Origin of the sequence: Allomesorhizobium aridi (assembly GCF_043769475.1) — a bacterium.
Classification (GTDB): domain Bacteria; phylum Pseudomonadota; class Alphaproteobacteria; order Rhizobiales; family Rhizobiaceae; genus Allomesorhizobium.
This window is the reverse complement of sequence record NZ_CP171729.1, coordinates 701,494-723,681: the sequence shown is the minus strand read 5'-3', so window position 1 is coordinate 723,681 and position 22,188 is coordinate 701,494. Positions and strand designations below refer to the sequence as shown.

17 protein-coding genes and 1 tRNA gene are annotated in these 22,188 nt (G+C 62.4%); 10 read left to right on the top strand and 8 right to left on the bottom strand.

Annotated elements, in window-relative coordinates; all coding sequences use genetic code 11:
• Positions 1-7: 7 nt before the first annotated feature.
• On the bottom strand, positions 8-1,639 hold the full coding sequence (locus tag ACG873_RS05505; RefSeq protein WP_394893369.1) for a fatty-acid--CoA ligase: 1,632 nt from the start codon (positions 1,637-1,639) through the stop codon (positions 8-10).
• Between the two features lie 155 nt (positions 1,640-1,794).
• On the opposite strand from ACG873_RS05505, the gene ACG873_RS05500 reads away from it, so the two are divergent.
• From ACG873_RS05500 to ACG873_RS05490, 3 genes are all read left to right on the top strand, one after another.
• Positions 1,795-2,151: a hypothetical protein gene (locus ACG873_RS05500; RefSeq protein WP_394890806.1), complete on the top strand. Its 357-nt coding sequence runs from the start codon at positions 1,795-1,797 to the stop codon at positions 2,149-2,151.
• A gap of 98 nt (positions 2,152-2,249) precedes the next feature.
• Complete coding sequence (locus ACG873_RS05495; RefSeq protein WP_394890805.1) at positions 2,250-3,644, top strand: aminotransferase; 1,395 nt, start codon at positions 2,250-2,252, stop codon at positions 3,642-3,644.
• Positions 3,645-3,694: 50 nt separating this feature from the next.
• On the top strand, positions 3,695-4,108 hold the full coding sequence (locus tag ACG873_RS05490; protein ID WP_394890804.1) for a DUF427 domain-containing protein: 414 nt from the start codon (positions 3,695-3,697) through the stop codon (positions 4,106-4,108).
• 71 nt (positions 4,109-4,179) lie between these two features.
• Here ACG873_RS05490 and ACG873_RS05485 read toward each other — a convergent pair whose 3' ends face one another.
• Positions 4,180-5,292 (bottom strand): GSU2403 family nucleotidyltransferase fold protein, encoded by a 1,113-nt coding sequence (locus tag ACG873_RS05485; protein ID WP_394890803.1) that lies wholly within the window; start codon positions 5,290-5,292, stop codon positions 4,180-4,182.
• A gap of 41 nt (positions 5,293-5,333) precedes the next feature.
• Positions 5,334-7,997, bottom strand: a complete 2,664-nt coding sequence (gene ppdK / locus ACG873_RS05480; RefSeq protein ID WP_394890802.1) for a pyruvate, phosphate dikinase — start codon at positions 7,995-7,997, stop codon at positions 5,334-5,336.
• A gap of 186 nt (positions 7,998-8,183) precedes the next feature.
• Between ppdK and ACG873_RS05475 the strand changes: the two genes are divergently transcribed.
• Both ACG873_RS05475 and ACG873_RS05470 read left to right on the top strand, forming a co-directional pair.
• The gene (locus tag ACG873_RS05475; RefSeq protein ID WP_394890801.1) at positions 8,184-8,528 is read left to right on the top strand and encodes a VOC family protein; all 345 of its coding nucleotides are present in this window, start codon (positions 8,184-8,186) and stop codon (positions 8,526-8,528) included.
• Between the two features lie 148 nt (positions 8,529-8,676).
• A tRNA-Gln gene (locus tag ACG873_RS05470) sits at positions 8,677-8,751 on the top strand.
• Positions 8,752-10,014: 1,263 nt separating this feature from the next.
• On the opposite strand, the gene smc is transcribed toward ACG873_RS05470, so the two are convergent.
• From smc to ACG873_RS05455, 3 genes are all read right to left on the bottom strand, one after another.
• Complete coding sequence (gene smc / locus ACG873_RS05465) at positions 10,015-13,473, bottom strand: chromosome segregation protein SMC (RefSeq protein ID WP_394890800.1); 3,459 nt, start codon at positions 13,471-13,473, stop codon at positions 10,015-10,017.
• A gap of 60 nt (positions 13,474-13,533) precedes the next feature.
• The gene (locus tag ACG873_RS05460; protein WP_394890799.1) at positions 13,534-14,274 is read right to left on the bottom strand and encodes a DsbA family protein; all 741 of its coding nucleotides are present in this window, start codon (positions 14,272-14,274) and stop codon (positions 13,534-13,536) included.
• A gap of 139 nt (positions 14,275-14,413) precedes the next feature.
• On the bottom strand, positions 14,414-14,911 hold the full coding sequence (locus ACG873_RS05455) for a DUF721 domain-containing protein (protein ID WP_394890798.1): 498 nt from the start codon (positions 14,909-14,911) through the stop codon (positions 14,414-14,416).
• A gap of 70 nt (positions 14,912-14,981) precedes the next feature.
• Here ACG873_RS05455 and mutY point away from each other — a divergent pair, with 70 nt between their 5' ends.
• Together mutY and ACG873_RS05445 are read left to right on the top strand one after the other, a co-directional pair.
• Positions 14,982-16,100, top strand: a complete 1,119-nt coding sequence (mutY, locus tag ACG873_RS05450; RefSeq protein WP_394890797.1) for an A/G-specific adenine glycosylase — start codon at positions 14,982-14,984, stop codon at positions 16,098-16,100.
• Positions 16,097-16,708 (top strand): HAD family hydrolase, encoded by a 612-nt coding sequence (locus ACG873_RS05445; RefSeq protein WP_394890796.1) that lies wholly within the window; start codon positions 16,097-16,099, stop codon positions 16,706-16,708. The genes mutY and ACG873_RS05445 overlap by 4 nt, the downstream gene beginning before the upstream one ends.
• A gap of 86 nt (positions 16,709-16,794) precedes the next feature.
• Here the strand turns inward: ACG873_RS05445 and ACG873_RS05440 are convergent, their stop codons facing one another.
• A complete protein-coding gene (locus ACG873_RS05440) occupies positions 16,795-17,925 on the bottom strand; it encodes a site-specific DNA-methyltransferase (RefSeq protein ID WP_394890795.1) in 1,131 nt (376 codons plus the stop codon).
• 164 nt (positions 17,926-18,089) lie between these two features.
• On the opposite strand from ACG873_RS05440, the gene ACG873_RS05435 reads away from it, so the two are divergent.
• A complete protein-coding gene (locus ACG873_RS05435) occupies positions 18,090-18,776 on the top strand; it encodes an HAD family hydrolase (RefSeq protein WP_394890794.1) in 687 nt (228 codons plus the stop codon).
• Here the strand turns inward: ACG873_RS05435 and ACG873_RS05430 are convergent, their stop codons facing one another.
• Positions 18,777-19,349, bottom strand: a complete 573-nt coding sequence (locus ACG873_RS05430; protein ID WP_417568622.1) for a hypothetical protein — start codon at positions 19,347-19,349, stop codon at positions 18,777-18,779.
• A gap of 128 nt (positions 19,350-19,477) precedes the next feature.
• On the opposite strand from ACG873_RS05430, the gene thrC reads away from it, so the two are divergent.
• Both thrC and ACG873_RS05420 read left to right on the top strand, forming a co-directional pair.
• Entirely contained in the window at positions 19,478-20,875 is a 1,398-nt protein-coding gene (thrC, locus tag ACG873_RS05425; RefSeq protein WP_394890792.1) for a threonine synthase, read from the top strand.
• A gap of 11 nt (positions 20,876-20,886) precedes the next feature.
• Complete coding sequence (locus ACG873_RS05420) at positions 20,887-22,179, top strand: M16 family metallopeptidase (RefSeq protein WP_394890791.1); 1,293 nt, start codon at positions 20,887-20,889, stop codon at positions 22,177-22,179.
• Positions 22,180-22,188 lie beyond the last annotated feature (9 nt).

Sequence of the window (22,188 nt, the reverse complement as noted above, 5' to 3'; positions counted from 1 at the left end):
CTTTCCATCAGGCTTCGGTCGGCAGGCGGTAGTCCCGGAACTGCTCGCGTAAGGTCGTCTTCTGGATCTTTCCCGTCGCGGTGTGCGGGATTTCCTCGACGAAGCTGACATCGTCGGGCATCCACCACTTCGCGACCTTTCCGTCCATGAATCCTAGAATGTCCGACTTTTCCGGCTCCCGGCCAGGTTTTCGGACGACCACCAGCAGCGGACGCTCGCCCCATTTGGAGTGCTTTACGTCGATTACCGCGGCTTCCGCGACGTCCGGATGCCCCACGGCCAGGTTTTCGAGTTCGATGGTCGAAATCCACTCGCCGCCCGACTTGATGACATCCTTGGCGCGGTCGGTGATCTGCATGTAGCCGTTGGGATCGATATGCGCGACATCGCCCGTGTCGAACCAGCCGTCCGGATCGAACTGCTCCGCGCCCGCCCCGCCATAATAGGCGCGCGCCACCGCCGGGCCGCGAACCTTCAGCCGCCCGAATGTCTTGCCGTCCCACGGAAGCTCGCGGTTCTCGTCGTCGGTGACCTTCATCTCGACGCCGAAAGGCGGATGACCCTGCTTTTCCTGGATCGCGAGGCGCTCTTCGCCCTGAAATTCGGTGTATTCCGGCTTGATCGTGCCAAGCGTTCCGAGCGGCGACATCTCGGTCATGCCCCAAGCGTGGCAAACCTGGACGTCGTAGTCCTCCTGGAACTTCTTGGTCATGGCCCGCGGGCAGGCCGAACCGCCGATGATCACCTTCTTCAGATGCGGCAGCTTCTTGCCGGTTTCCTCCAGGTGCTGGAGAAGCATCAGCCAGACCGTCGGCACGGCCGCTGTGAACGTCACCTTCTCGGTATCGAGCAACTCATAGATCGACGGGCCGTCCATGCGGCCGCCGGGCATCACCAGCTTGGCGCCTATCATCGGCGCGCTCTGGGCAAGGCCCCAGGCATTGGCGTGGAACATCGGCACGACCGGCAGGATCACATCGCGGCTCGACATGCCCATGGCATCGGGCATGCAGGCGATCATCGCGTGCAGAACGTTGGAGCGATGGCTGTAGAGCACGCCCTTCGGTTCGCCGGTGGTGCCCGAGGTGTAGCACATTCCGGCAGCGGTTTCCTCGTGGAAGCTGCGCCAGGTAAAGTCGCCGTCGGTTTCCGCCAGCCATTCCTCATAGGCGACGGCGTTGGGAAGTGCGGTCGCCGGCATGTGGGCGGCGTCGGTCAGCACGATCACCTTCTTCAGCGACGGCACCGAGGCGGCGATCTTCTCTACCAGAGGCACGAAGGTCAGGTCCACGAACAGCGCCTTGTCCTCGGCGTGGTTCATGATCCAGGCGATCTGCTCGGGAAAAAGCCGCGGGTTGAGCGTGTGATAGATGGCGCCCATGCCCATGATGCCGTACCACGCCTCGATGTGGCGAGCCGTGTTCCAGGCCAGCGTTGCGATGCGGTCGCCCAGGCGGTAGCCGTCGCGTTCGAGGCGCTGGGCTACGCTCAGAGCACGCCTTCGCACTTCACCATAGCTGGTTCGGACGATTGGCCCTTCGACCGAGCGCGAGACGATCTCGCGGTTCGGATGCTGTATTCCGGCGTGGTCGATGATCTTGTGGCAAAGCAGCGGCCATTCCTGCATCAGTCCAAGCATCGCGTTCCTCCCGATCATTGTTTTTCCGGCATTGTGGAAGGAACTGCGCGATTGTCCAGTGTCCGTTGGACCGGCCGCCACGCCATAATCCGGCCACTCTGGCCGTTAACCATCGTTAAGGGGGCTCTGTTGGGTATTATGATGTGAGGCCTCACATGGACGCGCAAGCTGTAGCGGAAAATCTCGAAAAGACAGGGGCTGAAACCGCGTTGAAGATCGCGCCGGCCGGCGATGCGGTTTCCGACGAGACTTTTGAGCATCTCGTGCGCCAGGCGCTGGACGCGGTTCATGGCACCATGCTGTTCAAGATGCGCCTCGGCAACGACGACGACGGCCAGCACGTCGCGGCGGCAGCCATAGGCGACGGCGGAAGCCAGCAGTTCCTGGTGCTTACGCTGCCGGTCGGCGGCGGCCGGCTACGCGTCGAAACCGCGGCCAAGAGCGAGAGCCCGGTCGCACGCATAGCGGCCTCCTACGCCGGCCTTGCACAGGCCTTCGCGACCGCTGCCTAATCGAACGGTTCGGCTGGACCAGTCGACAAGGGGTTCTCGCGCACGAACGCACGGGATAAGAGGGAGCACGCAGTTTCGCCTCTTTCCCGGAGCCGTCCATGCTTGAGAATCCGCCGCTGACCAATCTCCAGACCAGGGACATCGAATCCCTCGTCCATCCCTACACGCCCATCCATCAGCTCAAATCCACCGGCACGGTGGTGATGGGGCGCGGCAAGGGCGTCTACGTCTACGACACCCAAGGCCGCGGCTATATCGAAGGCATGTCCGGGCTTTGGTGCGCCGGCCTTGGCTTCGGCGACGAGGAGATGATCGAAGCGGCCATCGAACAGATGCGCGCCCTGCCCTACTACCACATCTTCGGCGCCAAGAGCAGCGAACCGGCGATCGAACTCGCCGAGAAGCTGAAGGAGATCGCGCCGGTTCCCATCTCGAAAGTGTTCTTCACCTCGTCGGGATCGGAAGCCAACGACACGCAGGTCAAGCTCGCCTGGTACATGAACAATGCCATGGGCCGGCCGAACAAGAAAAAGATCATCTCGCGCATCAAGGCCTACCATGGCGTGACCATCATGGCAGCCTCGCTGACAGGACTTCCCTCCAACCATAATGGCTGGGATCTGCCCGTCGACCGGGTGCTTCATACCGATTGCCCGCACCATTACCGGTTCGGAATCGAAGGCGAGAGCGAGGCGGAATTCACGGCCCGCATGGCCAAGTCGCTGCGCGAACTTATCGAGCGCGAGGGACCCGACACGATCGCGGCCATGATTGCCGAGCCGCTGATGGGCGCCGGCGGCGTCATCATTCCGCCCAAGGGCTATTACGAAGCGATTCAGGCTGTGCTCGACGAGCATGACATCATGATGATTGCCGACGAGGTCATCACCGGTTTCGGCCGGACCGGAAACTGGTGGGGCTCGCAGACCTTCAACATGCGGCCCAAGACAATCTCGGCGGCCAAGCAGATGACTTCCGCCTATGCGCCTCTCGGCGCGGTGATGGTGCCGGAGGACGTTTATCAGGCCTATGTCGACCATTCGGCGACGCTCGGCACATTCGCGCACGGCTTCACCTATGGCGGCCATCCGCTTTCCTGCGCGCTGGGCGTCAAGGCGATCGAAATCTACCAGAAGCGAGACATAGTCGGCCACGTGCGCAGGCTGATGCCGGTTTTCGAGCAGCGGATGAAGAAGATCGGCGAGCACCCGCTGGTTGGCGAAGCGCGCTATTGCGGCCTGGTCGGCGCCGCCGAACTGGTGGCCGACAAGACCTCCAAGCGCTCCTTCGATCCGAGGAACGGCGTCGGGCCACAGACTTCCAAGCTGATCGAGGAAAACGGCGCGATCCTGCGTGCGCTGGGTGACACGATCGCCGTCTGCCCGCCGATGATCATCAGTGAGGCCGAGTTGAACGAATTGTTCGACCGGTTCGAAGTCGGACTCGGCCAGGCGGAGGCGTGGGTCTCCACCGGGGCTCTGCGCACCGTGTAAGGGAACAGTCTCGGTGGCCTGACGTTGTGGCCGGTGAAAGGAGCTTCGATATGGACCAGGCAGCCAATCCTTCTCCCGGATTTCGGCGGAATCCATCTCACCGCATTACGGTTGAGCCTTTCGACGGCGCGGTCACGGTAACGTTTTCAGACGCCGTCATCGCCTCCTCCGACGAAGCGCTGGTGCTGCGTGAGGCAGACTATCCGCCGGTTTTCTACATCCCGTTCAAGGACATCTACTTCGAGTTCCTCAAGCCTTCCGGCACCTCGACCCATTGCCCTTACAAGGGCGATGCGTCCTATTGGGATGTCAGCGCGGTCGGCGAGGCAGCCAAAGACATCATGTGGGCCTACGAAGCGCCCTATGACGAGATGGTCCGGATAAAAAACCACGGCGCCTTCTATTCAGACAAGGTGCGGATCGAAGCCAACCCGAGTTCCGGCGCGGTTGGAGCGGATTTGTAGGACGGTACCCCACGCGAACGAAATACGGCCAGCAAAAATACCCTACGTGAGTTGCTCGCGTAGGGTATCGGTCAGGCGGCCCTCAGAACCGATGGCGCAGACGAGAGTCCGAGGAACTCCATTCTTGCCAGCGAGGCATCGAGGGCTTCCCGCCAGGAAGAGCCCCGGTCACGCGCTACTTGAAACATCTCCCTCAAGTCCTCGGCACGTCCCACCAACTTCAAAGCTTCAGCAAGTTGATTGGCCTGCCCGAGATCTTTCAGGTCTTTCTGGCTGCCGGCAGACCGGCGCGCGGCCACGATCATTTTGTGAACCGCAAACCTGCAGGGGTCAGGGACCAAGACAGGAATTCCGCCCTTGTGGAGCATTACAGTTCTAACCGGCTCGTAGCTCAAAAAATCCAGAAACCGCAGCGGTTCCGCGGCAGCTCCGCCAAGAGATGGCATTTTTGCGGGTTTGCCAATCAGATCGTCGCTTCCGCGATTTGGCGTCAGGAAATCCACTCGAAGGCCGTTTGCGCCTATGTACTTTGTCGCGCCTGCCGCATCATTCAGATGGGGAGCGGGCTTGAACGATTCATCCACGCTCCTCAGGACATCCAAAACCGGTGGTATCGAGTCATCGACCGCGACCGAAATGGAATGAAATTGGGCCAGATCGATGTCGCCGGTTTGCATGGCGGCTCCAGCGAGCCTACAACCGAGTACGGCTCCATATGTCTGGTATGCGATTGTTCCCACAAGACACGCCCGCAACCGAAACAGTCCTGCTTTCCAGAATGCCTCGACTATATTTCCAACCCGCGGTTCGGGACTGAAAAGCCTAGCCTCGCGTGTCAGAGTGGAAACAATTTTCCGGCGCTTTTGATAATCGTCTTTAATCTGGGCAAAATTTTCGACGCGCCGGTTGATTTCGGGATCGTCGGCCGGACCGACGTAGATGTCCTTCGCGGTTTGGGCACCGCGCTCTGACGCTTTGTAATACCAGTATTCGCGCCCCTTTACCGGTCGTTTCCTGAATAGTCCGCTTTCGTCAAAATCCGCGTCGAACTGCGCATCGAGGGTCCGGTCAAGCAGTTCCGCGATCATGGTTGTGTAGACGATATCGAGTTGTCGAACCACGGCTTCAAACCCGTTATAACAAATTTGCAAATTTGTTATAACGGGCGACAGCTTTGCCAGCAAGAGCGGTTATACCAAATCCGCAAATTTGGTATAACTCCGCCTCACCCCTTCTTCACCGCCGCCTGCGCCGCCGCGAGCCGGGCAATCGGCACGCGGTAGGGCGAGCACGAGACGTAATCGAGCCCGACCTCCTCGCAGAAGTGGATAGAGGCGGGGTCGCCGCCATGCTCGCCGCAGATGCCGAGCTTGATGTCGGGCCGCGTCGCCCTGCCCTTTTCGGCCGCGATGCGCACCAGTTCGCCGACGCCGTCAATATCGAGCGAAACGAACGGATCCTGCTCGATGATGCCCTTCTGGCGGTAGATGTCCAGGAACGAAGCCGCATCGTCGCGTGAAATGCCGAAGGTCGTCTGCGTCAGGTCATTGGTGCCGAAGGAGAAGAATTCGGCGGCCTCTGCGATGACATGGGCGCGGATCGCGGCGCGCGGCAGTTCGATCATTGTGCCTGTCAGATACTCAACCGTCGCGCCGGTCTCTTCCATGACGCTCCTCGCCACGGTATCGATGCGGGCCTTGACGAAATCGAGCTCCTTTTTGAGCCCGACCAGCGGCACCATGATTTCGGGAACCACGGGGTTGCCTGTTTTCCTGCCGGCCTCGACGGCGGCCTCGAAAATCGCGCGAGCCTGCATTTCGGCGATTTCGGGATAGGAAACCGCCAGCCGGCAGCCGCGATGACCGAGCATCGGATTGAATTCGTGCAGCGCCTCAGTCCGTTGGCGCAGCTTTTCGGCCGAAACATTCATCACCGAAGCGACTTCGGCGATCTCCTCTTCCGTTTTCGGCAGGAATTCGTGCAGCGGCGGATCAAGCAGCCGGATGGTTACCGGCAGCCCGGCCATGATCTCGAACAGCTCAAGGAAGTCCGAACGCTGCATCGGTAACAACTTGGCAAGTGCCGTCCTCCGATCCTTCTCGGTGTTGGCCAGGATCATCTCGCGCATTGCGATGATGCGGTCGCCCTCGAAGAACATGTGTTCGGTCCGGCAGAGCCCGATGCCTTCCGCGCCGAAGGAACGTGCCATGCGGGCGTCGGCCGGCGTCTCCGCATTAGTGCGCACCTTCATGCGCCGCGTTGCATCGGCCCATTCCATTATCTTGGCGAAATCGCCGGAAAGCTCCGGCTGCAGCATGGCGACCGGTCCCTTCAGAACCTGGCCGTTGCTGCCGTCGATGGTGATGATGTCGCCCTTGCGGAAAGTCTCCCCCATCACCATCAGCGTGCCAGCCCTGTAGTCGACGCGCAGCGAGCCGGCGCCCGATACACAGGGCTTGCCCATGCCGCGCGCCACCACCGCCGCGTGGCTGGTCATGCCGCCACGTGTCGTCAGAATGCCCTCGGCGGCGTGCATGCCGTGAATGTCTTCCGGGCTGGTCTCGACCCGCACCAGAATGACCTTCTTGCCGAGCGCCTTGGCCTCTTCGGCATCGTGCGAGGAGAACACGATCTCCCCTGTGGCGGCCCCCGGCGAAGCCGGCAGGCCGACGGCAATGACGTTGCGCTCCGCCTTCGGGTCGATGGTCGGGTGCAGGAGTTGGTCGAGCGAGGCAGGATCGATGCGCGCGACAGCCTCTTCCCTGCCGATCAGACCTTCGGCCGCCATGTCCACCGCCATGCGCAGCGCCGCCTTGGCCGTGCGCTTGCCGGAGCGCGTCTGCAGCATCCACAGCTTGCCGCGTTCTATGGTGAACTCGAGATCCTGCATGTCGCGATAATGCTTTTCCAGGCGGTCGGATATCTCCACGAAGGACGCGAACGCCTGTGGCATCACTTTCTGCAGCGACGGCTTGTCCGATCCGCTGTCTATGCGGGCCTTTTCGGTGATGCTCTGTGGCGTGCGGATGCCGGCCACCACGTCCTCGCCCTGCGCATTCACCAGGAATTCGCCGTAGAGCATCTTTTCGCCGGTCGAGGGATTGCGGGTGAAGGCGACGCCAGTAGCGGAGGTCTCGCCCATATTGCCGAACACCATGGCCTGCACGTTGACCGCGGTGCCCCAGCTTTCGGGTATGTCGTGCAGCCGGCGATAGGTGATCGCGCGGTGGTTCATCCAGCTCGAAAACACCGCACCGATCGCGCCACAGAGCTGCTCTCTTGGATCCTGCGGGAACGGGCTGCCGAGTTCCTCCTCGATCGTCGCCTTGTAGTGGGCAATCACGCCCTGCCACTCGATGGCGGAAAGCTCGGTATCGAGCTCATAGCCGAGCCGCGCCTTTTCCTCCTCGAGGATTTCCTCGAACACCTCGTGGTCGAGATCGAGCACAACGTTGGAATACATCTGGATGAAGCGGCGATAGCTGTCATATGCAAAGCGCGCATCGCCTGAATCGGTCGCCAGCGCCTCCACCGTCTCGTCGTTCAGGCCGAGATTGAGCACGGTGTCCATCATGCCCGGCATCGACGCGCGGGCGCCCGAGCGGACCGAGACGAGAAGCAGCTTCTCGGGATCGCCGAAACGACGGCCCGTCAAGGCGCCGATATGATCGAGCGCCGCAAGGACATCTGCTTCAAGCGAGGGCGGATAGGTCCGGCCGTTGGCATAAAACCAGTTGCAGGCTTCAGTGGTGATGGTGAAGCCGGGCGGCACAGGCAGGCCCAGGCTGCACATTTCGGCAAGGTTGGCGCCCTTACCGCCGAGCAGGTTTCTGTCTCCGGCGCGCCCTTCGGCCGCCCCGTCTCCAAACGTATAGACCCACTTGGTCATGCACTCTCCTCGTCAGTCCGGTGACTATTTGAAGGCACTGCGAGAGCGTTAAAATGCTGCGGTGCGAAAGGCAAGGCGCGAACGCGGCAGGCCGGTTTTACAATCGATTAAGCAATTGGCAGGGGCTGAGAGCTTGATTTCCGAGCTGGCGCGCCATAGAACATACCACGAACGCGAGGAACCTCCATGAAACAGACCGGCAAGCTCGACTATCTCGAAATGCCCGCCACCGGCGGCACGCTCGACAGCGTCAAGGCGTTCTACAGCGCCGCCTTCTCCTGGTCCTTCACCGATTACGGGCCGACCTACGCTGCTTTCGACGAGGGCCTCGACGGCGGCTTCCAAGCCGAAAGCACCGAGGCTTCGGGCAAGCCGCTACCGGTGCTCTATTCGGAAAATTTGGAAGAGACGCTCGAGGCGGTCGAAAACGCCGGCGGCAAAATCGTCAAGCCGATCTTTTCCTTCCCGGGCGGACGCAGATTTCACTTCACCGATCCCGCCGGCAACGAACTGGCCGTATGGGCTGAGTGAACGGCGGCTGTCCCGGCTGAGCGGCAAGGCGCGGCATTCGCTCCACATTATCTGCAACTGAATGCACAAAGGCAAATTTGCCGCGATTGTGCTTTTCAACGGGCTTGCATATAAGGCCGCACATGCTCGACTCGGGGCTCCCGGTCGTTGGGGCGTAGCCAAGTGGTAAGGCAGCGGTTTTTGGTACCGCCATTCGGAGGTTCGAACCCTCCCGCCCCAGCCAACATTTGCAATAAATCAATCACTTAGTCGAAAAGAAAAAATCGCAACCGGAACAATTTTCCGGTGCATAGAGCCGTCGCATAGGTCGAAGATCACTCACCTTCTACCCCTGACGCTGCCAGATTGAGACGAGGCCAAAATATGTGACGAACATAGCCGCGATTTACCGTTCGCGCCCAAGATAGGAATCGAGCAGTCCATACCGATCAAGTATTCTAAACGAATTGCTCATCGCAGCACGGTGTCTAACGTCATCATCGATGTCACACCACGAACAACGGAGAACGCCGTCGGCTGTCGGCTCTTGGCACTCTTCGCAATAATATTCGATCGCATCGATTTGGCCCTCTCCGAACCCGAAGGGTGCTCCGCTCGGGTCGACCATGAACGGTGTCGCCGAGCTCCTACCAACGCGAAGCTCCAAGTATCTGCACCCGATATCTTGAGCTATCTGCCTGAGCTTTGCCTTCGTCTCGTCAGTCGCCCTTGCTCCGCAAATGATGCCCGTAATCGCATCGCGCGGGACATCTAAGAGCATAAGACCGCCAGCAGCTCGCGTATCTGACTTATCGACGATCATCCTGCGCTCTTGCTCATAACTCCAACACAAGGTTTTTGTGAAGTAAGCTGAGGAGAATACTGCACTTACCAACCACCGATTATATCGAAATTTCTTGATCTGATGAGCTCTCATGAGCAGATCAGACAGATCATGAGTTGGTTTATCCGAGTAGTCGACGTTCCCAAAACTCGCCTCTGGAAACGCATCTTTTAGCTTTTCTCGGAAAATTCGATTACAAGGCCCTGATGATTCTGTGCATAGTGCGCCCACATAGGCACAACGTTGGGCGATAGGGAGAAGCACGTAGTAGGAAATTGCAAATTTTCGCCAATTAGGTCCAGATAGAACGCAAGCTCTTCTGGATCGCGATTGAAATCAATCGTTAAAAACAATTCATATGGGTCATTGAACTCACTGGGCAGAGAAAATTTTAGAGTTGCCTTCCCGGGGTGAGAAAAGACGTTATCTACATTACCAGGTGAGACATATTTATATATATACGGCTTCAACTCTTCGCCCATACAACTACCTCATTTCCTCAGTTGCTTGAATATAGCGAAACGCGAGTGCGACCTGCAATATTATCCCCGTAACACCAAACCGGAACAGTCCTAGGCGTAAAAGGCTTTGAAAAGTAATATCTTATTGAAAATCAGCGGCTTGAAAAATTTCGGGTTAAAGTCCAGGCGCCCCTGCCAATGCTCAGCTCGCCTCGCGCAGCTGCTCGGCCGTCTGCAGATCGACCGACACGAGTTGGCTGACGCCCTGCTCGGCCATGGTCACGCCGAACAGCCGGTCCATCCGCGCCATGGTGATCGGGTTGTGGGTGATGATGACGAAGCGCGTCTCGGTGGTGCGCGCCATCTCGTCCATCAGATTGCAGAAGCGCTCGACGTTGTGGTCGTCGAGCGGCGCGTCGACCTCGTCGAGCACGCAGATCGGCGCGGGGTTGGTTAGAAACACCGCGAAAATCAGCGCCATGGCGGTGAGCGCCTGCTCGCCGCCCGAAAGCAGCGTCATGGTCTGCGGCTTCTTGCCCGGCGGACGCGCGAGGATTTCAAGCCCCGCCTCCAGCGGATCGTCGGATTCGATCAGCTGCAATTCAGCCGTGCCGCCGCCGAACAGGTGCGAAAACAGCCTCTGAAACTGGGCATTGACCACGTCGAAGGCGGCGAGCAGCCGGTCGCGGCCCTCGCGGTTCAAGCTTTGGATCGCCTGCCTCAGCTTGCGGATCGCCTCGATGATGTCCTCGCGCTCCGACACGATCGTTTCGAGCCGGTCCGAAAGTTCCTTCTGCTCCTCCTCGGCGCGCAGATTGACCGCGCCCAGCCGTTCGCGCTCGATCTTCAGCCGGTCGAGTTGGCGCTCGATATCGGCCGTGTCAGGCAGCGGGCTGTCGGCTTCGAGGCCGGTGTGGCGGATCACCAGATGCGGCGGTGTATTGAGCGCCTCCTGGATGCGCGCCTCGATTTCCTTGCGGCGGTCGTCGGCGGCGGTCAGCCGCTCTTCGGCGCGGCCGCGCGCCTCGCGCGCCTCGGAGAGGGACTGAATCGCGGCGGTCGCAGCCTTGTCGAGCGCGGCCTGGCGCGTCTCGGCCTCCTGCAGCCGGTCGCTCGCCGTCTGGCGCAGCGTCTCTGCCTGCGAAAGCTGGGTCAGCAAAGCGCGGCGGCGCTGATCGATCTCGTCGGGCGCATCCGCGAGCTTGTCCCGCTCTTCGCCGGCCTCGGCGCGCCGCTCGGCGAGTGCGGCGATATGAGTTGCGGCGTTTTCTGCGCGCAGCGTCCAGTTCTTGCGCTCAGCGGCGATCGCGTCGAGCCGGCGCAGGCGCTGTTCGGCCTCGCGCTTCAGCCCATCATGAACCGCCCGGGCGTCGGCAAGCGTCGAACGGTCGCGACCGACATGACCGGACGCCTGGTCGAGCCGCGCCTGCAACTCGGAAAGATCGGGCGCAGCATTGAGCTGAGCCTGCGCCTCGCCGAACGCGCCCTCGGCCTCCGCATGGCTTTCGGCGATACGCGTGCGCGCCTCGGCGAGCGCGGCGCGCCGACTCGACAGTTCGCCTGCCGCCTTCTCGGCCCGCGCCAGCGCATCGCGGGCCGCGCCTACCGCATGCTGGGCGTCGCGCCAGGCTTGCCGCGACATCCGCTCGGCCTCGGTTTTCTGGCGCACGGCGTTCTCGGCCCTCGACAAGATTTCCTCGGCGCCGCGAACCTTCAGTGTGGCCGCAACCGCTTCGGCATCGAGTTCGGCAAGGCGATTCTTCTGGGCGAGGCGCTGCGCAGCGGCCGTCGGCGCATCGGCGCTCGCGGTCAGGCCATCCCAGCGCCAAAGCGCGCCTTCGCGGCTGACGAGGCGCTGGCCCGGCGCCAGGAGCTTCTGCAGCCTCGCGCCGTCGGCCGCGTCCACGATGCCGATCTGCGCCAGCCGCCGCGCGAGCTGACGCGGCGCGCGCACGACGGTTGCGAGGCTCCGCACGCCTTCAGGCAGGGCCGGATCGCTGGCCGCCGGTTCGCTCTCGCCCCAATGAACAGGCGCGCCACGGTCCAGCGCCGCGTCGAGATCCTCGCCGAGCGCAGCACCCAGCGCGGTCTCGAAGCCGCGCTCGACGCTGATCTGTTCGAGCACCGCCGGAAACAGATCACCGCTTGCGGCATTCAGGATTTTCGCCAGCGTACGCGCCTCGGTTTCGATGCGCGCTAGGTCGGCCCGAGCTTCCTGCAGCGGCGGACGCGCGGCGTTTTCGGCAAGCCGCGCCTCGGCGACCGATTTTTCAGCGGTGGTTGCAATACCTTCGGCGCGATCCAACGCCGCCTGCGCATCGTCGGCGAGCTTTTTCTTCTCTGCGGGATCGGCCAGCCCGGCGATCTTGCCTTCAATGTCGCCCGCCTCGCGGTCGATCTCGGCGAGTTGGCGGGAAAAGCGGTCGCGACGCTCCGCCGTCTCGCGCAGGGCGCGCTCGATCTGGTTGCGCGCGGCCGCCGCCTCCGCCCGCTCGGCGGTCAGCTTGGAAAGCGCGCTTTCGCTCAGTGCCAGCGTCGCGGCGGCTTCCTCGAAAGCCGCCCGTGTCGCGATCTCGCGTTCGTCCGCGCCTTCATTCTCGGCATTCAGCCCCGCTTCTTCCGTGGAAAGCCGCGCCAGAATATCGGCATTGTCACGCACCATTTGCTCTTCGCGGGCGATGTCGGCGTCGAGTTGCTGCAGGCGGCGGTCGAGTTCGGCCTGGCGCGCGCGAATGCGACCCGCCTCCTCCTCGATCTGCGCCTTGGCGATCGACAGGCGCTGGAAGACAGCGGCTGCGGCGGCTTCCGCCTCGCGCAGTTCGGGCAGATGATGCGCGCCGACCGCCTGCTCCTTGGCGGCGTTCATCTGCGCGGCAGCGCGCTCGCCGACCAGCGATGTGGCAGTTGCAAGCGCCGAGCGCGCCTCGCCCTCCTGCGCCTTGGCCTGCGTCCAACGCAGGTGGAAAAGGATTGCCTCCGCCTTGCGGATGTCGGCCGACAGGTTCTTGAAGCGCGACGCCTGCCGCGCCTGCCGCTTCAGGCTCTCGATTTGGCTTTCGAGTTCGCCGACGACATCGTCCAGCCGCTCCAGATTCTGCTCCGCTGCGCGCAGCCGAAGCTCCGCCTCGTGACGCCTGGTGTGCAGGCCGGAAATGCCGGCCGCCTCTTCCAGCAGCGCGCGGCGCGCCTGCGGCTTGGCCTGGATCAACTCGCCGATGCGGCCCTGCCCGACCATGGAGGGCGAGCGAGCGCCGGTGGATTGGTCGGCAAACAGTAGCTGCACGTCCTTGGCGCGCGCTTCCTTGCCGTTGATGCGATAGATCGAACCGGCCTCGCGCTCGATCCGTCGCGAAACCTGCAATTCGTCGGCGTCGTTGAAGGCGGCGGGCGCGGTGCGGTCGCTGTTGTCAAGAAACAGCGTCACTTCGGCGGTGTTGCGGGCGGGGCGTGTGCCGGAGCCCGAGAAGATCACGTCGTCCATGCCCGACGCGCGCATGTTCTTGTACGAGCTTTCGCCCATCACCCAGCGTAGCGCCTCGACGAGATTGGACTTGCCGCAGCCATTCGGCCCGACGACGCCGGTCAGGCCGCGTTCGATGACGAACTCGCCGGGTTCGACGAAGGATTTGAAGCCGAGGAGGCGGAGCCGGGAAAATCTCATCGGCGCAGCCGGACGCGCGCAGTCAAGCCGGGGCGGTTGCGCCCCGGCGCTGCATGAAGATCAGAGCATGCCGTCGATGATCGCCGACATTTCCTCAATCGACATTGCCCCCTTGTAGGTATTGCCATTGATGAAGAAGGTCGGCGTAGAGTCGACCTTGAAATCAGCTTCGCCACGGGCTCGCACTGCTCTCACATCCTCCAGAAGCTTCTGGTCCGTCAAGCAGGCCTCGAACGACTCCTGTGAAAAACCGGCGAGCTTGGAGATCTGCAGCAGCGCTTCCTTGGCGTTTTCGACGCCGGCCCAGGCTTCCTGCTGCTTGAACAGCACGTCGACCATGGCGAAGTAGTTGTCGTTGGAGCAACGCGCCAGCATGAAGCCCGCTTCGGCGCGCGGATCGAACGGGAACTCGCGGAAGATCAGCCGCGCCTTGCCGGTGTCGATGTATTTTTCCTTTAGCGCCGGAAGCGTCGTCTCATGGAAATGGGCGCAGTGGCCGCAGGTCATCGAGGCGTATTCTACGATGGTGACCGGCGCGTCCGCCTTGCCGAGGCTCTTTTCAGGCAGTGCGCCGGCTTCGAGAAGCTTGGCCATGTCGACCGTGCCCTGCGACGGGGGCGCGGTAACCGCCGGCTTGGCGGGAGCAGCGGTTTCGGCTGGCGCAGCCGCTGCGGGTTCGGCAGGCTTTGCCGCTTCCGCAGCCTTGTCTTCGCCGCCGTCGCTGCAGGCGGCGAGCAGGAGGGCAGCCGGGAGCGCGACCAACGAAGAGAGAATGGTCCTGCGCGGAATGGAACGGATCATGCGGATCACCTGGCTGCTGTTGGGATGTTGCGATGCGAATGCACCAGAAAGCGAGACTTCGCGCGAAATAAGGCATCGCCGTCCCCAATCCAATCGGGAAAACCGGGCCCGCGATCACGAAACCGCGAGTTGCAGATTGCTATTTCCTGGTCCCGACGATCGTGGCGCCGAGCCGCTCGAGCGAAGCGCGAAGCCCGGCATCCTCGATTTTTTCGACCGTGCCCGACAGTTTGGCCTTTTCGCCCGCCGTCAACGGCCTGGGGTGCGACTTGGGAACGCCTGCTTTCGATGACAGCGGCTTCTGCACTATGCGGATGCGGCCTATCGCGTTGAAGCCGAGGAAGGCATTGACGCGGCTGATGATTTCGCCGGTCTCGTGCTGCAGGTGCAGAGCCGCCGCCCCCTCACAGGCGATGACGAGAACCGCCGGCTCGAACGGGTCGTCCTCATGCATGCGCCGGGGCCACTGGATCTTTTCCGGCCGCGTGTTTTGCGCCAAGCGCGGCCCGGCAATCTCTTCCCACGACTGGACGAGGCCGACCGAAATACCGGCCCGCTTGCGCAGCACCGGGTCGAGGATTTCCGAAGCGAGATCGCTAACCGGAACAGGATAGCCGTTCGGCCTTTTCCCTGCCATATGCGTTCTCCAGACAAATGTGCGACCAGACAACCATAGGCCCAGCTACCGATCAATGGCACCAGCAGGCATGACCCGCAAGAGCGTCCGGCAGGCCAAAGAAGGCGACATAGCCAGCCGCCTGCTCGGCTGGTACGACGCCCATCATCGCGAGCTGCCCTGGCGAATGGCGCCGCGCGATCTTGCTTCGGGCGGACGGCCCGACCCTTACCGGGTCTGGCTTTCCGAAATCATGCTGCAGCAGACGACCGTCGAAGCGGTCAAGCCGTATTTTCGCGCATTCCTGGAAAAATGGCCCAACATCAAGGCGCTCGCTGCCGCCGAAACCGAAGAGGTCATGAGGGCCTGGGCCGGGCTCGGCTATTATTCGCGCGCCCGCAATCTGAAGGCCTGCGCGGACATCGTCGCGACGCTTCCCGGGGGATTTCCCGACATCGAAGACGAATTGCGCAAACTGCCCGGCATCGGTGCCTACACGGCGGCGGCGATCGCGGCGATCGCATTCAACCGCCCGGCGGTGGTCGTCGACGGCAATATCGAGCGCGTCACGGCGCGGCTCTTCGAAATCCGCACGCCATTGCCCGACGTCAAACCGGAAATCCGCGCCGCTGTCGAAAAGCTGGTTCCAGCCATGCGGCCCGGAGATTTCGCGCAGGCCATGATGGATCTCGGCGCAACGATCTGCACGCCTCGGCGGCCGCGCTGCATGCTCTGCCCGGTCCGGGAGGATTGTCGGGCCATCCTTTCGGGCGATCCCGAATTGCTGCCGGTACGTGCGGAAAAGGCTGAAAAGCCGCAGCGGCGAGGTGCCGCCTTCGTGGCCGTTCGGGACGACGGCGCGATCCTATTGCGAACACGCCCGGACAAGGGACTGCTCGGCGGAATGAGCGAAGTGCCGACTACTGGCTGGACGGCGCGCATCGACGGCGACACCAGCGCCAAATCCGCTCCATTCGCCGCCGACTGGCAGCACGCCGGCAGCATCGCCCACGTTTTCACCCATTTCGCGCTCGAGCTCGATGTTTATCGCGCCAGCGCTGGCGACAAAGCTGCGCCTGCCGGCCATCGCTGGTCACCGGCCGCCGGAATCTCCGGCGAGGCCTTGCCGACCGTCATGAAAAAGGTAATCGAGGCTGCGATACCCGGTGCGACCAAGGCGCGGCGCGACAATCCAGCGAGGCATGCATGAGCGAAATCCGTCATATCGTGTTCGACATCGGCAAGGTCCTGATCCACTACGATCCCGACCTGCCGTTCAGCCGGCTCATTCCGGACCCGGAAGAGCGCCGCTGGTTTTTCGAGAATGTCTGCACACCGGCCTGGAACATCGAGCAGGATCGCGGCCGAACTTGGGAAGAGGCCGAGGAACTGCTGCTCAAGACGCATCCGGAGCACGCCGAAAACATCCGCAACTTCCGCCTCTGCTGGCACGAGATGGCGCCGCACGCCTATGACGATAGCGTCGAGCTGATGGAGGGCCTGATCGAAGCCGGACACGACGTGACCTTGCTGACGAACTGGGCCGCCGACACGTTTTCAGAGGCGCGCGGGCGCTTTCCTTTTCTGGAACGTCCCCGCGGCGTCACGGTCTCGGGCCAGATCGGCATGATCAAGCCGGATCGCGGCATCTACGACCACCATGCCAAGACGTTCGGCCTCGATCCGGCGGCCTCGCTGTTCATCGACGACAGCCAGAAAAATGTCGACGGCGCGAAGGCCGCCGGCTGGCAGGCCGTACTGTTCCAGAATGCCAAAACGCTCGAGGAGGACCTCGAGCGTTTCGGGATCAGCCGGTGACTGGAGCCCCGGCCCATCGGTAAACTGAGTTGATCTAGGGGTGATTGAGATTCAGGTCAGGCCGGCCTCACCTGAATGCCAACACTTTAGCCCGCGCGCTCCATGCCGAGGCGAGCGATGCGGCGCAGTTCGTCGATCTGGGTCAGCCCGCCATTGCGCTCATAGTGCCAGAAGGTCCAGCCATTGCAGGCGTCGAGCCCCTGCAATTCGGCTCCCACCCGATGGATCGAGCCAGCCGTCGTGCCGGCGGCTAGCGTGCCATCCGGACGGACTTTCGCGGCAAAGCGCTTTCTCGCATCGTAGAGCACGGTGCCCGGTTTCATGATGCCGGCGTCGATCAGGCTGACGAAAGCGACGCGCGGCTCGGCCCGCTTGCCGGAGAGCACAGTCAGGTCGGCATCCTCCATTGGCACAACGGCGGCAATGCGCTCGTTGGCGGCGTCGATATAATCCTGCTCGCGCTCGATGCCGACAAAATGGCGGCCGAGGCGCTTGGCCACAGCGCCGGTCGTTCCGGAGCCGAAGAAAGGATCAAGCACCACGTCCCCCGGCTTTGTCGAGGCCAGCATCACGCGGGCCAGCAGCGCCTCCGGCTTCTGCGTCGGATGCAGTTTGTCACCGTTGTCGTTCTTCAGCCTTTCGGCGCCGGTGCAGATCGGAAACAGCCAGTCGGAGCGCATCTGCACGTCGTCATTGGCCGCCTTCAGCGCATCATAGTTAAACGTATAGCCCTTCCCGTTCTGGTCGCGCGAGGCCCAGATCAGCGTCTCATGCGCGTTCTGGAAACGTCGGCCGCGAAAGTTCGGCATCGGGTTGGTCTTGCGCCAGACGACATCGTTCAGGATCCAGAAGCCGAGATCCTGCAGCGTCGAGCCGACGCGGAAGATGTTGTGATAGGAGCCGATCACCCAGATCGTGCCGTTCGGCTTCAGGACGCGCCGCGCCGCAAGCAGCCACGCGCGGGAGAAGGCATCGTAGGCGGCGAAGCTGTCGAACTGGTCCCACGCATCGTCGACCGCATCGACCTTCGACTGGTCGGGACGGTGCAGGTCCCCGTTGAGCTGCAGATTGTAGGGCGGGTCGGCAAACACTAGGTCGACGGATTTTTCCGGCAGCCGGTCCATCGCCGCGACGCAGTCGCCTTTCATGATGGTGTCGAGCCAATTGGCCTTTTGCGGCTGGGGGCGAAGTTCGGCGAGAGAGCGCACGGCTGACATGCTGGGGTACCCGGAATACGCGTTACTGTTTACACCCCGTTATGGTTACCGTTTCGCGTAAATATTTAATGAAGCGGGTCAGGAATTTGCCGTCGCGGCGACGATAGTGTATGCCGCGCCACGATTGCCTTCGGCGTTGTTCCCCCCCATTTTTCCGGATTGCCATGACCCAGCCTGATCTCGTTATTTTCGATTGCGACGGCGTTCTCGTCGATTCGGAAGTTATCGCCGCGCGCGTCGAGGCCGAGCTTCTGACCGAAGCCGGCTACGAGATTTCGGGCGAGGAATTATCGGAGGTCTATGCCGGGCTGACGTTCAAGGACATCATGCTGCGCATTGAGGAGCAGTCGCAGATCCCCTTCCAGGCGTCGCTGATCGGCCGCGCGGAAGAACTGGTCGATCGCCGCCTTCAGGCCGAGGTCCGCATCATCGAAGGCGCGCGCGAGGCGGCCGCCTCCGTTTCGGGCAAGCGCTGTATCTGTTCCAACTCGAAGCCTGGGCGGCTCGACATCATGCTGACGAAGACGATGCTTCTGCCGCTCTTCAAGGGGAGCGTCTTCTCCTCATGCGGCAAGGAAGTGATGAAGCCGAAGCCGGCGCCGGATGTCTTCCTGCATGCCGCGGCCGCGATGGACGCCGATCCGGCGAACACCTTCGTCATCGAGGATTCCGTCCACGGCATAGCCGGGGCCAAAGCCGCTGGCATGCGCGTCATCGGCTTTACCGGCGCGGCCCACAGCTATCCCGGCCACGCCGACGTTCTGACGGAGGCGGGCGCCGAGACCGTCATCCGCCGCTGGGCGGATTTCCGCAGCGTGCTCCTGGCGCTGTCGGAATGGTCGGACGCCTGACTATTGGCTCTTCGGCGGGCCCTCATCATAGCCGGCGAATACCTGCACATCCGCCTGCTGCGGGGTCGGGAAGCTGACGCTGGTGTCGTTGAAGACGAACTGCGTGGCGGCAGAGGCGTCGCCGACAGCGACCTGGTATTTGTGCAATTGCGAATAAAGCACTTCGTCGCCGCGGGTGACGGCAATGCGGATCGGCATGGTGATGTTGCCCGGCGCTCCGGCCGGCCCTGGAACGACCTTGCCGGCCACCGCCACGTTCATGGTCATCGTTCCACCGGCATTGCTGCAGGTTCGTGTCACGTCGGTGATGGAGGCCTGGTAGAGCATCTTGGCCGGATCGTCCTGGCCGCCCTTGGTGTAGGTGTTGAAATAGGCAGTGCCTTCGCGCAGCTTTACCGGCGGGCAAAAGGCGCGTAGTTCGCTTTCGAGTACCTTCGTCTCATCCGCGGCCTTGTCGCCGCCGGCATTCAGAACGTTGCCGCTGTCGCCCGATTGGCAACCCGCGACGGCAAGGATAAAGCCGGAAAGTGCGAACCCCTTGATAAAACGACTATTGTTCAATCGAAACTCCATATGCCGCACATCCCCTTCAAAACGCAGGCCGTCTATAGCAACCGCGCGGCAAAAATGCGACTGACGGCGGCGGATTTTCACAGGCTTGCCGGCACGCGGCGGGCATGCACCACAATGGACGGATGACGATGCGCTATGTCAGCACCCGCGGGGAAGCGCCCGCACTCGGTTTTTCGGACACCGTGCTTGCCGGACTGGCGCGCGATGGGGGACTCTATATTCCCGATAGCTGGCCGGAGTTCAGCGTGGCCGAGATCCGCGCCATGCGCGGCCTTACCTATCCCGACCTGGCGATTCGGCTGCTCACCCCGTTCCTGGGAGGCGAAATCCCGGAGGCGGTGTTCGCGAAAATCGTGCGCGAGGCCTATGCCACATTCCGTCATGAGGCGATCTGCCCGCTCGTCCAAACCGGCTCGAACCTATTCGTTCTCGAGCTTTTCCATGGGCCGACGCTGGCTTTCAAGGACGTCGCCATGCAGTTGCTGGCGCGGCTCGTTGACCATGTGCTCGCTGAGCGCGGCCAGCACGCGACAATGTCGGCCGCCACATCCGGCGATACCGGCGGCGCGGCTATCGACGCTTTTGCGGACCGCGATCGTACCGACATGTTCGTGCTTTTCCCGCACGGGCGCGTCTCGCCCGTGCAGCAGCGGCAGATGACGACTTCCACCGCCCCGAACGTCCATGCGCTGGCCATCGAAGGCAATTTCGACGATTGCCAGGGCCTGGTCAAAGACATGTTCAACGACCACGGTTTTCGCGATCGCGTTTCGCTGTCGGGCGTGAACTCGATCAACTGGGCCCGCATCATGGCCCAGATCGTCTATTATTTCTCTTCCGCCCTGTCGCTCGGCGCGCCGGATCGGCCCGTTTCCGTCGCCGTGCCGACCGGCAATTTCGGCGACATCTTCGCCGGTTACGCCGCCAAGCGCATGGGCCTGCCCATCGAGCGGCTGGTGATCGCCACCAATGACAACGATATCCTCGCCCGCACGCTCGAAACCGGCGAATACCGGATGAGCGGGGTCGTGGCGACCACGTCGCCGTCCATGGACATCCAGATCTCGTCCAATTTCGAACGCCTGCTGTTCGAGGCGTCAAAGCGCGATCCGGTTTCGGTCCGGCGCTACATGGGCAGCCTGAAGCAATCGGGCGCGTTCACGATCGGCGAAGCGGCGCTCGCCGCGATACGCACCGAGTTCGACGCCGGCCGCGCCTCGATGGATGAGGCCGCCGCGACGATCCAGGCCACGCTGGCCGGCAGCGGCTACCTGCTCGATCCGCACACCGCGACCGCCATGCATGTCGCCAATTTGCATGCGGCGGGCGATGTGCCTATGATCGTTTTGGGGACCGCGCATCCGGCGAAGTTTCCGGCCGCCGTCGAGGAAGCATGTGGCGTTGCGCCCGCGCTGCCGGAATGGCTGTCGGGCCTGATGGAGCGTGAAGAAAAGTATACGGTGTTGCCATCCGACCTTAAAACGGTGGAAGATCATATTGGCCGCCTCACGCGGGCGGCGCGTTAGGGAGTATCTATATGGGTGTTGAGGTAAGCCGTCTGTCGAACGGCCTGACAGTCGCCACCGAAACCCTTCCAAGCATCGAATCCGTCGCGTTGGGCGTGTGGGTCAAATCCGGGGCCCGCAACGAACGTGATGACGAACATGGAATGGCCCACCTCCTCGAACACATGGCGTTCAAGGGGACTAGCACGAGAAGCGCCTTCGAAATCGCTTCGCAGATCGAGAATGTCGGCGGCGAGATCAACGCCGCCACCAGCGTGGAGACGACATCGTTCTACGCCCGGGTGCTCGCCGACGACGCGCCTCTCGCCATCGATCTTCTCGCCGACATCCTCCAGGATTCCGAATTCGACCCGGACGAACTCGAGCGTGAGCAGCATGTGATCCTGCAGGAGATCGGCGCCGCTCACGACACGCCAGACGACGTGGTATTCGACCGTTTCACCGAGACGGCCTACCGCCACCAGACGATCGGCCGCTCCATCCTCGGCACTCCCGAAACAGTCAAATCCTTCACCTCGGCCCAACTTCACGCCTTCATGGAGCGGCAATACGGCGCAGACGACATGGTCGTCGTGGCGGCCGGCGACATCAAGCACGACGTATTCGTGCGCGATGTCGAGAAGCGGCTCGGAACCTTCCGGTCGAAGTCTGACAGCGTGATGCCGCAATATGCGCAATATGTCGGCGGCGACTTCCGCGAGCAGCGCGACCTGATGGACGCGCAGATCGTGCTCGGCTTCGAAGGCCGCGCCTACCATGTGCGCGACTTCTACGCTTCGCAGGTGCTGTCGATGATCCTTGGCGGCGGCATGTCGTCGCGGCTCTTCCAGGAGGTGCGCGAGAAGCGCGGGCTCTGCTACTCGGTCTACGCCTTTCACTGGGGATTTTCCGACACCGGCATTTTCGGCGTCCATGCCGCCACCGGCCAGAGCGACATAGCCGAACTGGTTCCGGTGATCATCTCGGAGTTGCAGAAGTCCGGCGACGAAATCCTGCAGGAGGAACTCGACAGGGCCCGCGCCCAATACCGCGCCGGCCTGATCATGTCGGCCGAGAGCCCCGCCAGCCGCGCTTCGCAAATCGCCCGCCAGATGCTGCTTTTCGGCCGGCCGATCGGCAAGGACGAACTCATGGAGCGGCTTTCTGCGCTCACGGTAGAACGGCTGAGTGATCTGTCGTCGCGGCTGTTTTCGACCAAGCCGACCGTCACCGCGGTCGGCCCGGTCGGGACGCTGGCGCCCTATGAGGCAATCCGCGATGCTCTTACCGGAAGCGATCCCGGTATCCGCAAACTCGCGGTCTGAAGTTCCGCC

What these genes read in the sequence shown, in the direction of transcription:
- ACG873_RS05430 (WP_417568622.1), bottom strand. Translation starts at nt 19,349, where the DNA reads ATGGAGTTTCGATTGAACAATAGTCGTTTTATCAAGGGGTTCGCACTT.
- ACG873_RS05475 (WP_394890801.1), top strand. Translation starts at nt 8,184, where the DNA reads ATGAAACAGACCGGCAAGCTCGACTATCTCGAAATGCCCGCCACCGGC.
- ACG873_RS05490 (WP_394890804.1), top strand. Translation starts at nt 3,695, where the DNA reads ATGGACCAGGCAGCCAATCCTTCTCCCGGATTTCGGCGGAATCCATCT.
- ppdK (WP_394890802.1), bottom strand. Translation starts at nt 7,997, where the DNA reads ATGACCAAGTGGGTCTATACGTTTGGAGACGGGGCGGCCGAAGGGCGC.
- ACG873_RS05495 (WP_394890805.1), top strand. Translation starts at nt 2,250, where the DNA reads ATGCTTGAGAATCCGCCGCTGACCAATCTCCAGACCAGGGACATCGAA.
- ACG873_RS05500 (WP_394890806.1), top strand. Translation starts at nt 1,795, where the DNA reads ATGGACGCGCAAGCTGTAGCGGAAAATCTCGAAAAGACAGGGGCTGAA.
- thrC (WP_394890792.1), top strand. Translation starts at nt 19,478, where the DNA reads ATGCGCTATGTCAGCACCCGCGGGGAAGCGCCCGCACTCGGTTTTTCG.
- ACG873_RS05455 (WP_394890798.1), bottom strand. Translation starts at nt 14,911, where the DNA reads ATGGCAGGGAAAAGGCCGAACGGCTATCCTGTTCCGGTTAGCGATCTC.
- ACG873_RS05435 (WP_394890794.1), top strand. Translation starts at nt 18,090, where the DNA reads ATGACCCAGCCTGATCTCGTTATTTTCGATTGCGACGGCGTTCTCGTC.
- ACG873_RS05420 (WP_394890791.1), top strand. Translation starts at nt 20,887, where the DNA reads ATGGGTGTTGAGGTAAGCCGTCTGTCGAACGGCCTGACAGTCGCCACC.
- ACG873_RS05445 (WP_394890796.1), top strand. Translation starts at nt 16,097, where the DNA reads ATGAGCGAAATCCGTCATATCGTGTTCGACATCGGCAAGGTCCTGATC.
- mutY (WP_394890797.1), top strand. Translation starts at nt 14,982, where the DNA reads ATGACCCGCAAGAGCGTCCGGCAGGCCAAAGAAGGCGACATAGCCAGC.
- ACG873_RS05460 (WP_394890799.1), bottom strand. Translation starts at nt 14,274, where the DNA reads ATGATCCGTTCCATTCCGCGCAGGACCATTCTCTCTTCGTTGGTCGCG.
- smc (WP_394890800.1), bottom strand. Translation starts at nt 13,473, where the DNA reads ATGAGATTTTCCCGGCTCCGCCTCCTCGGCTTCAAATCCTTCGTCGAA.
- ACG873_RS05440 (WP_394890795.1), bottom strand. Translation starts at nt 17,925, where the DNA reads ATGTCAGCCGTGCGCTCTCTCGCCGAACTTCGCCCCCAGCCGCAAAAG.
- ACG873_RS05505 (WP_394893369.1), bottom strand. Translation starts at nt 1,639, where the DNA reads ATGCTTGGACTGATGCAGGAATGGCCGCTGCTTTGCCACAAGATCATC.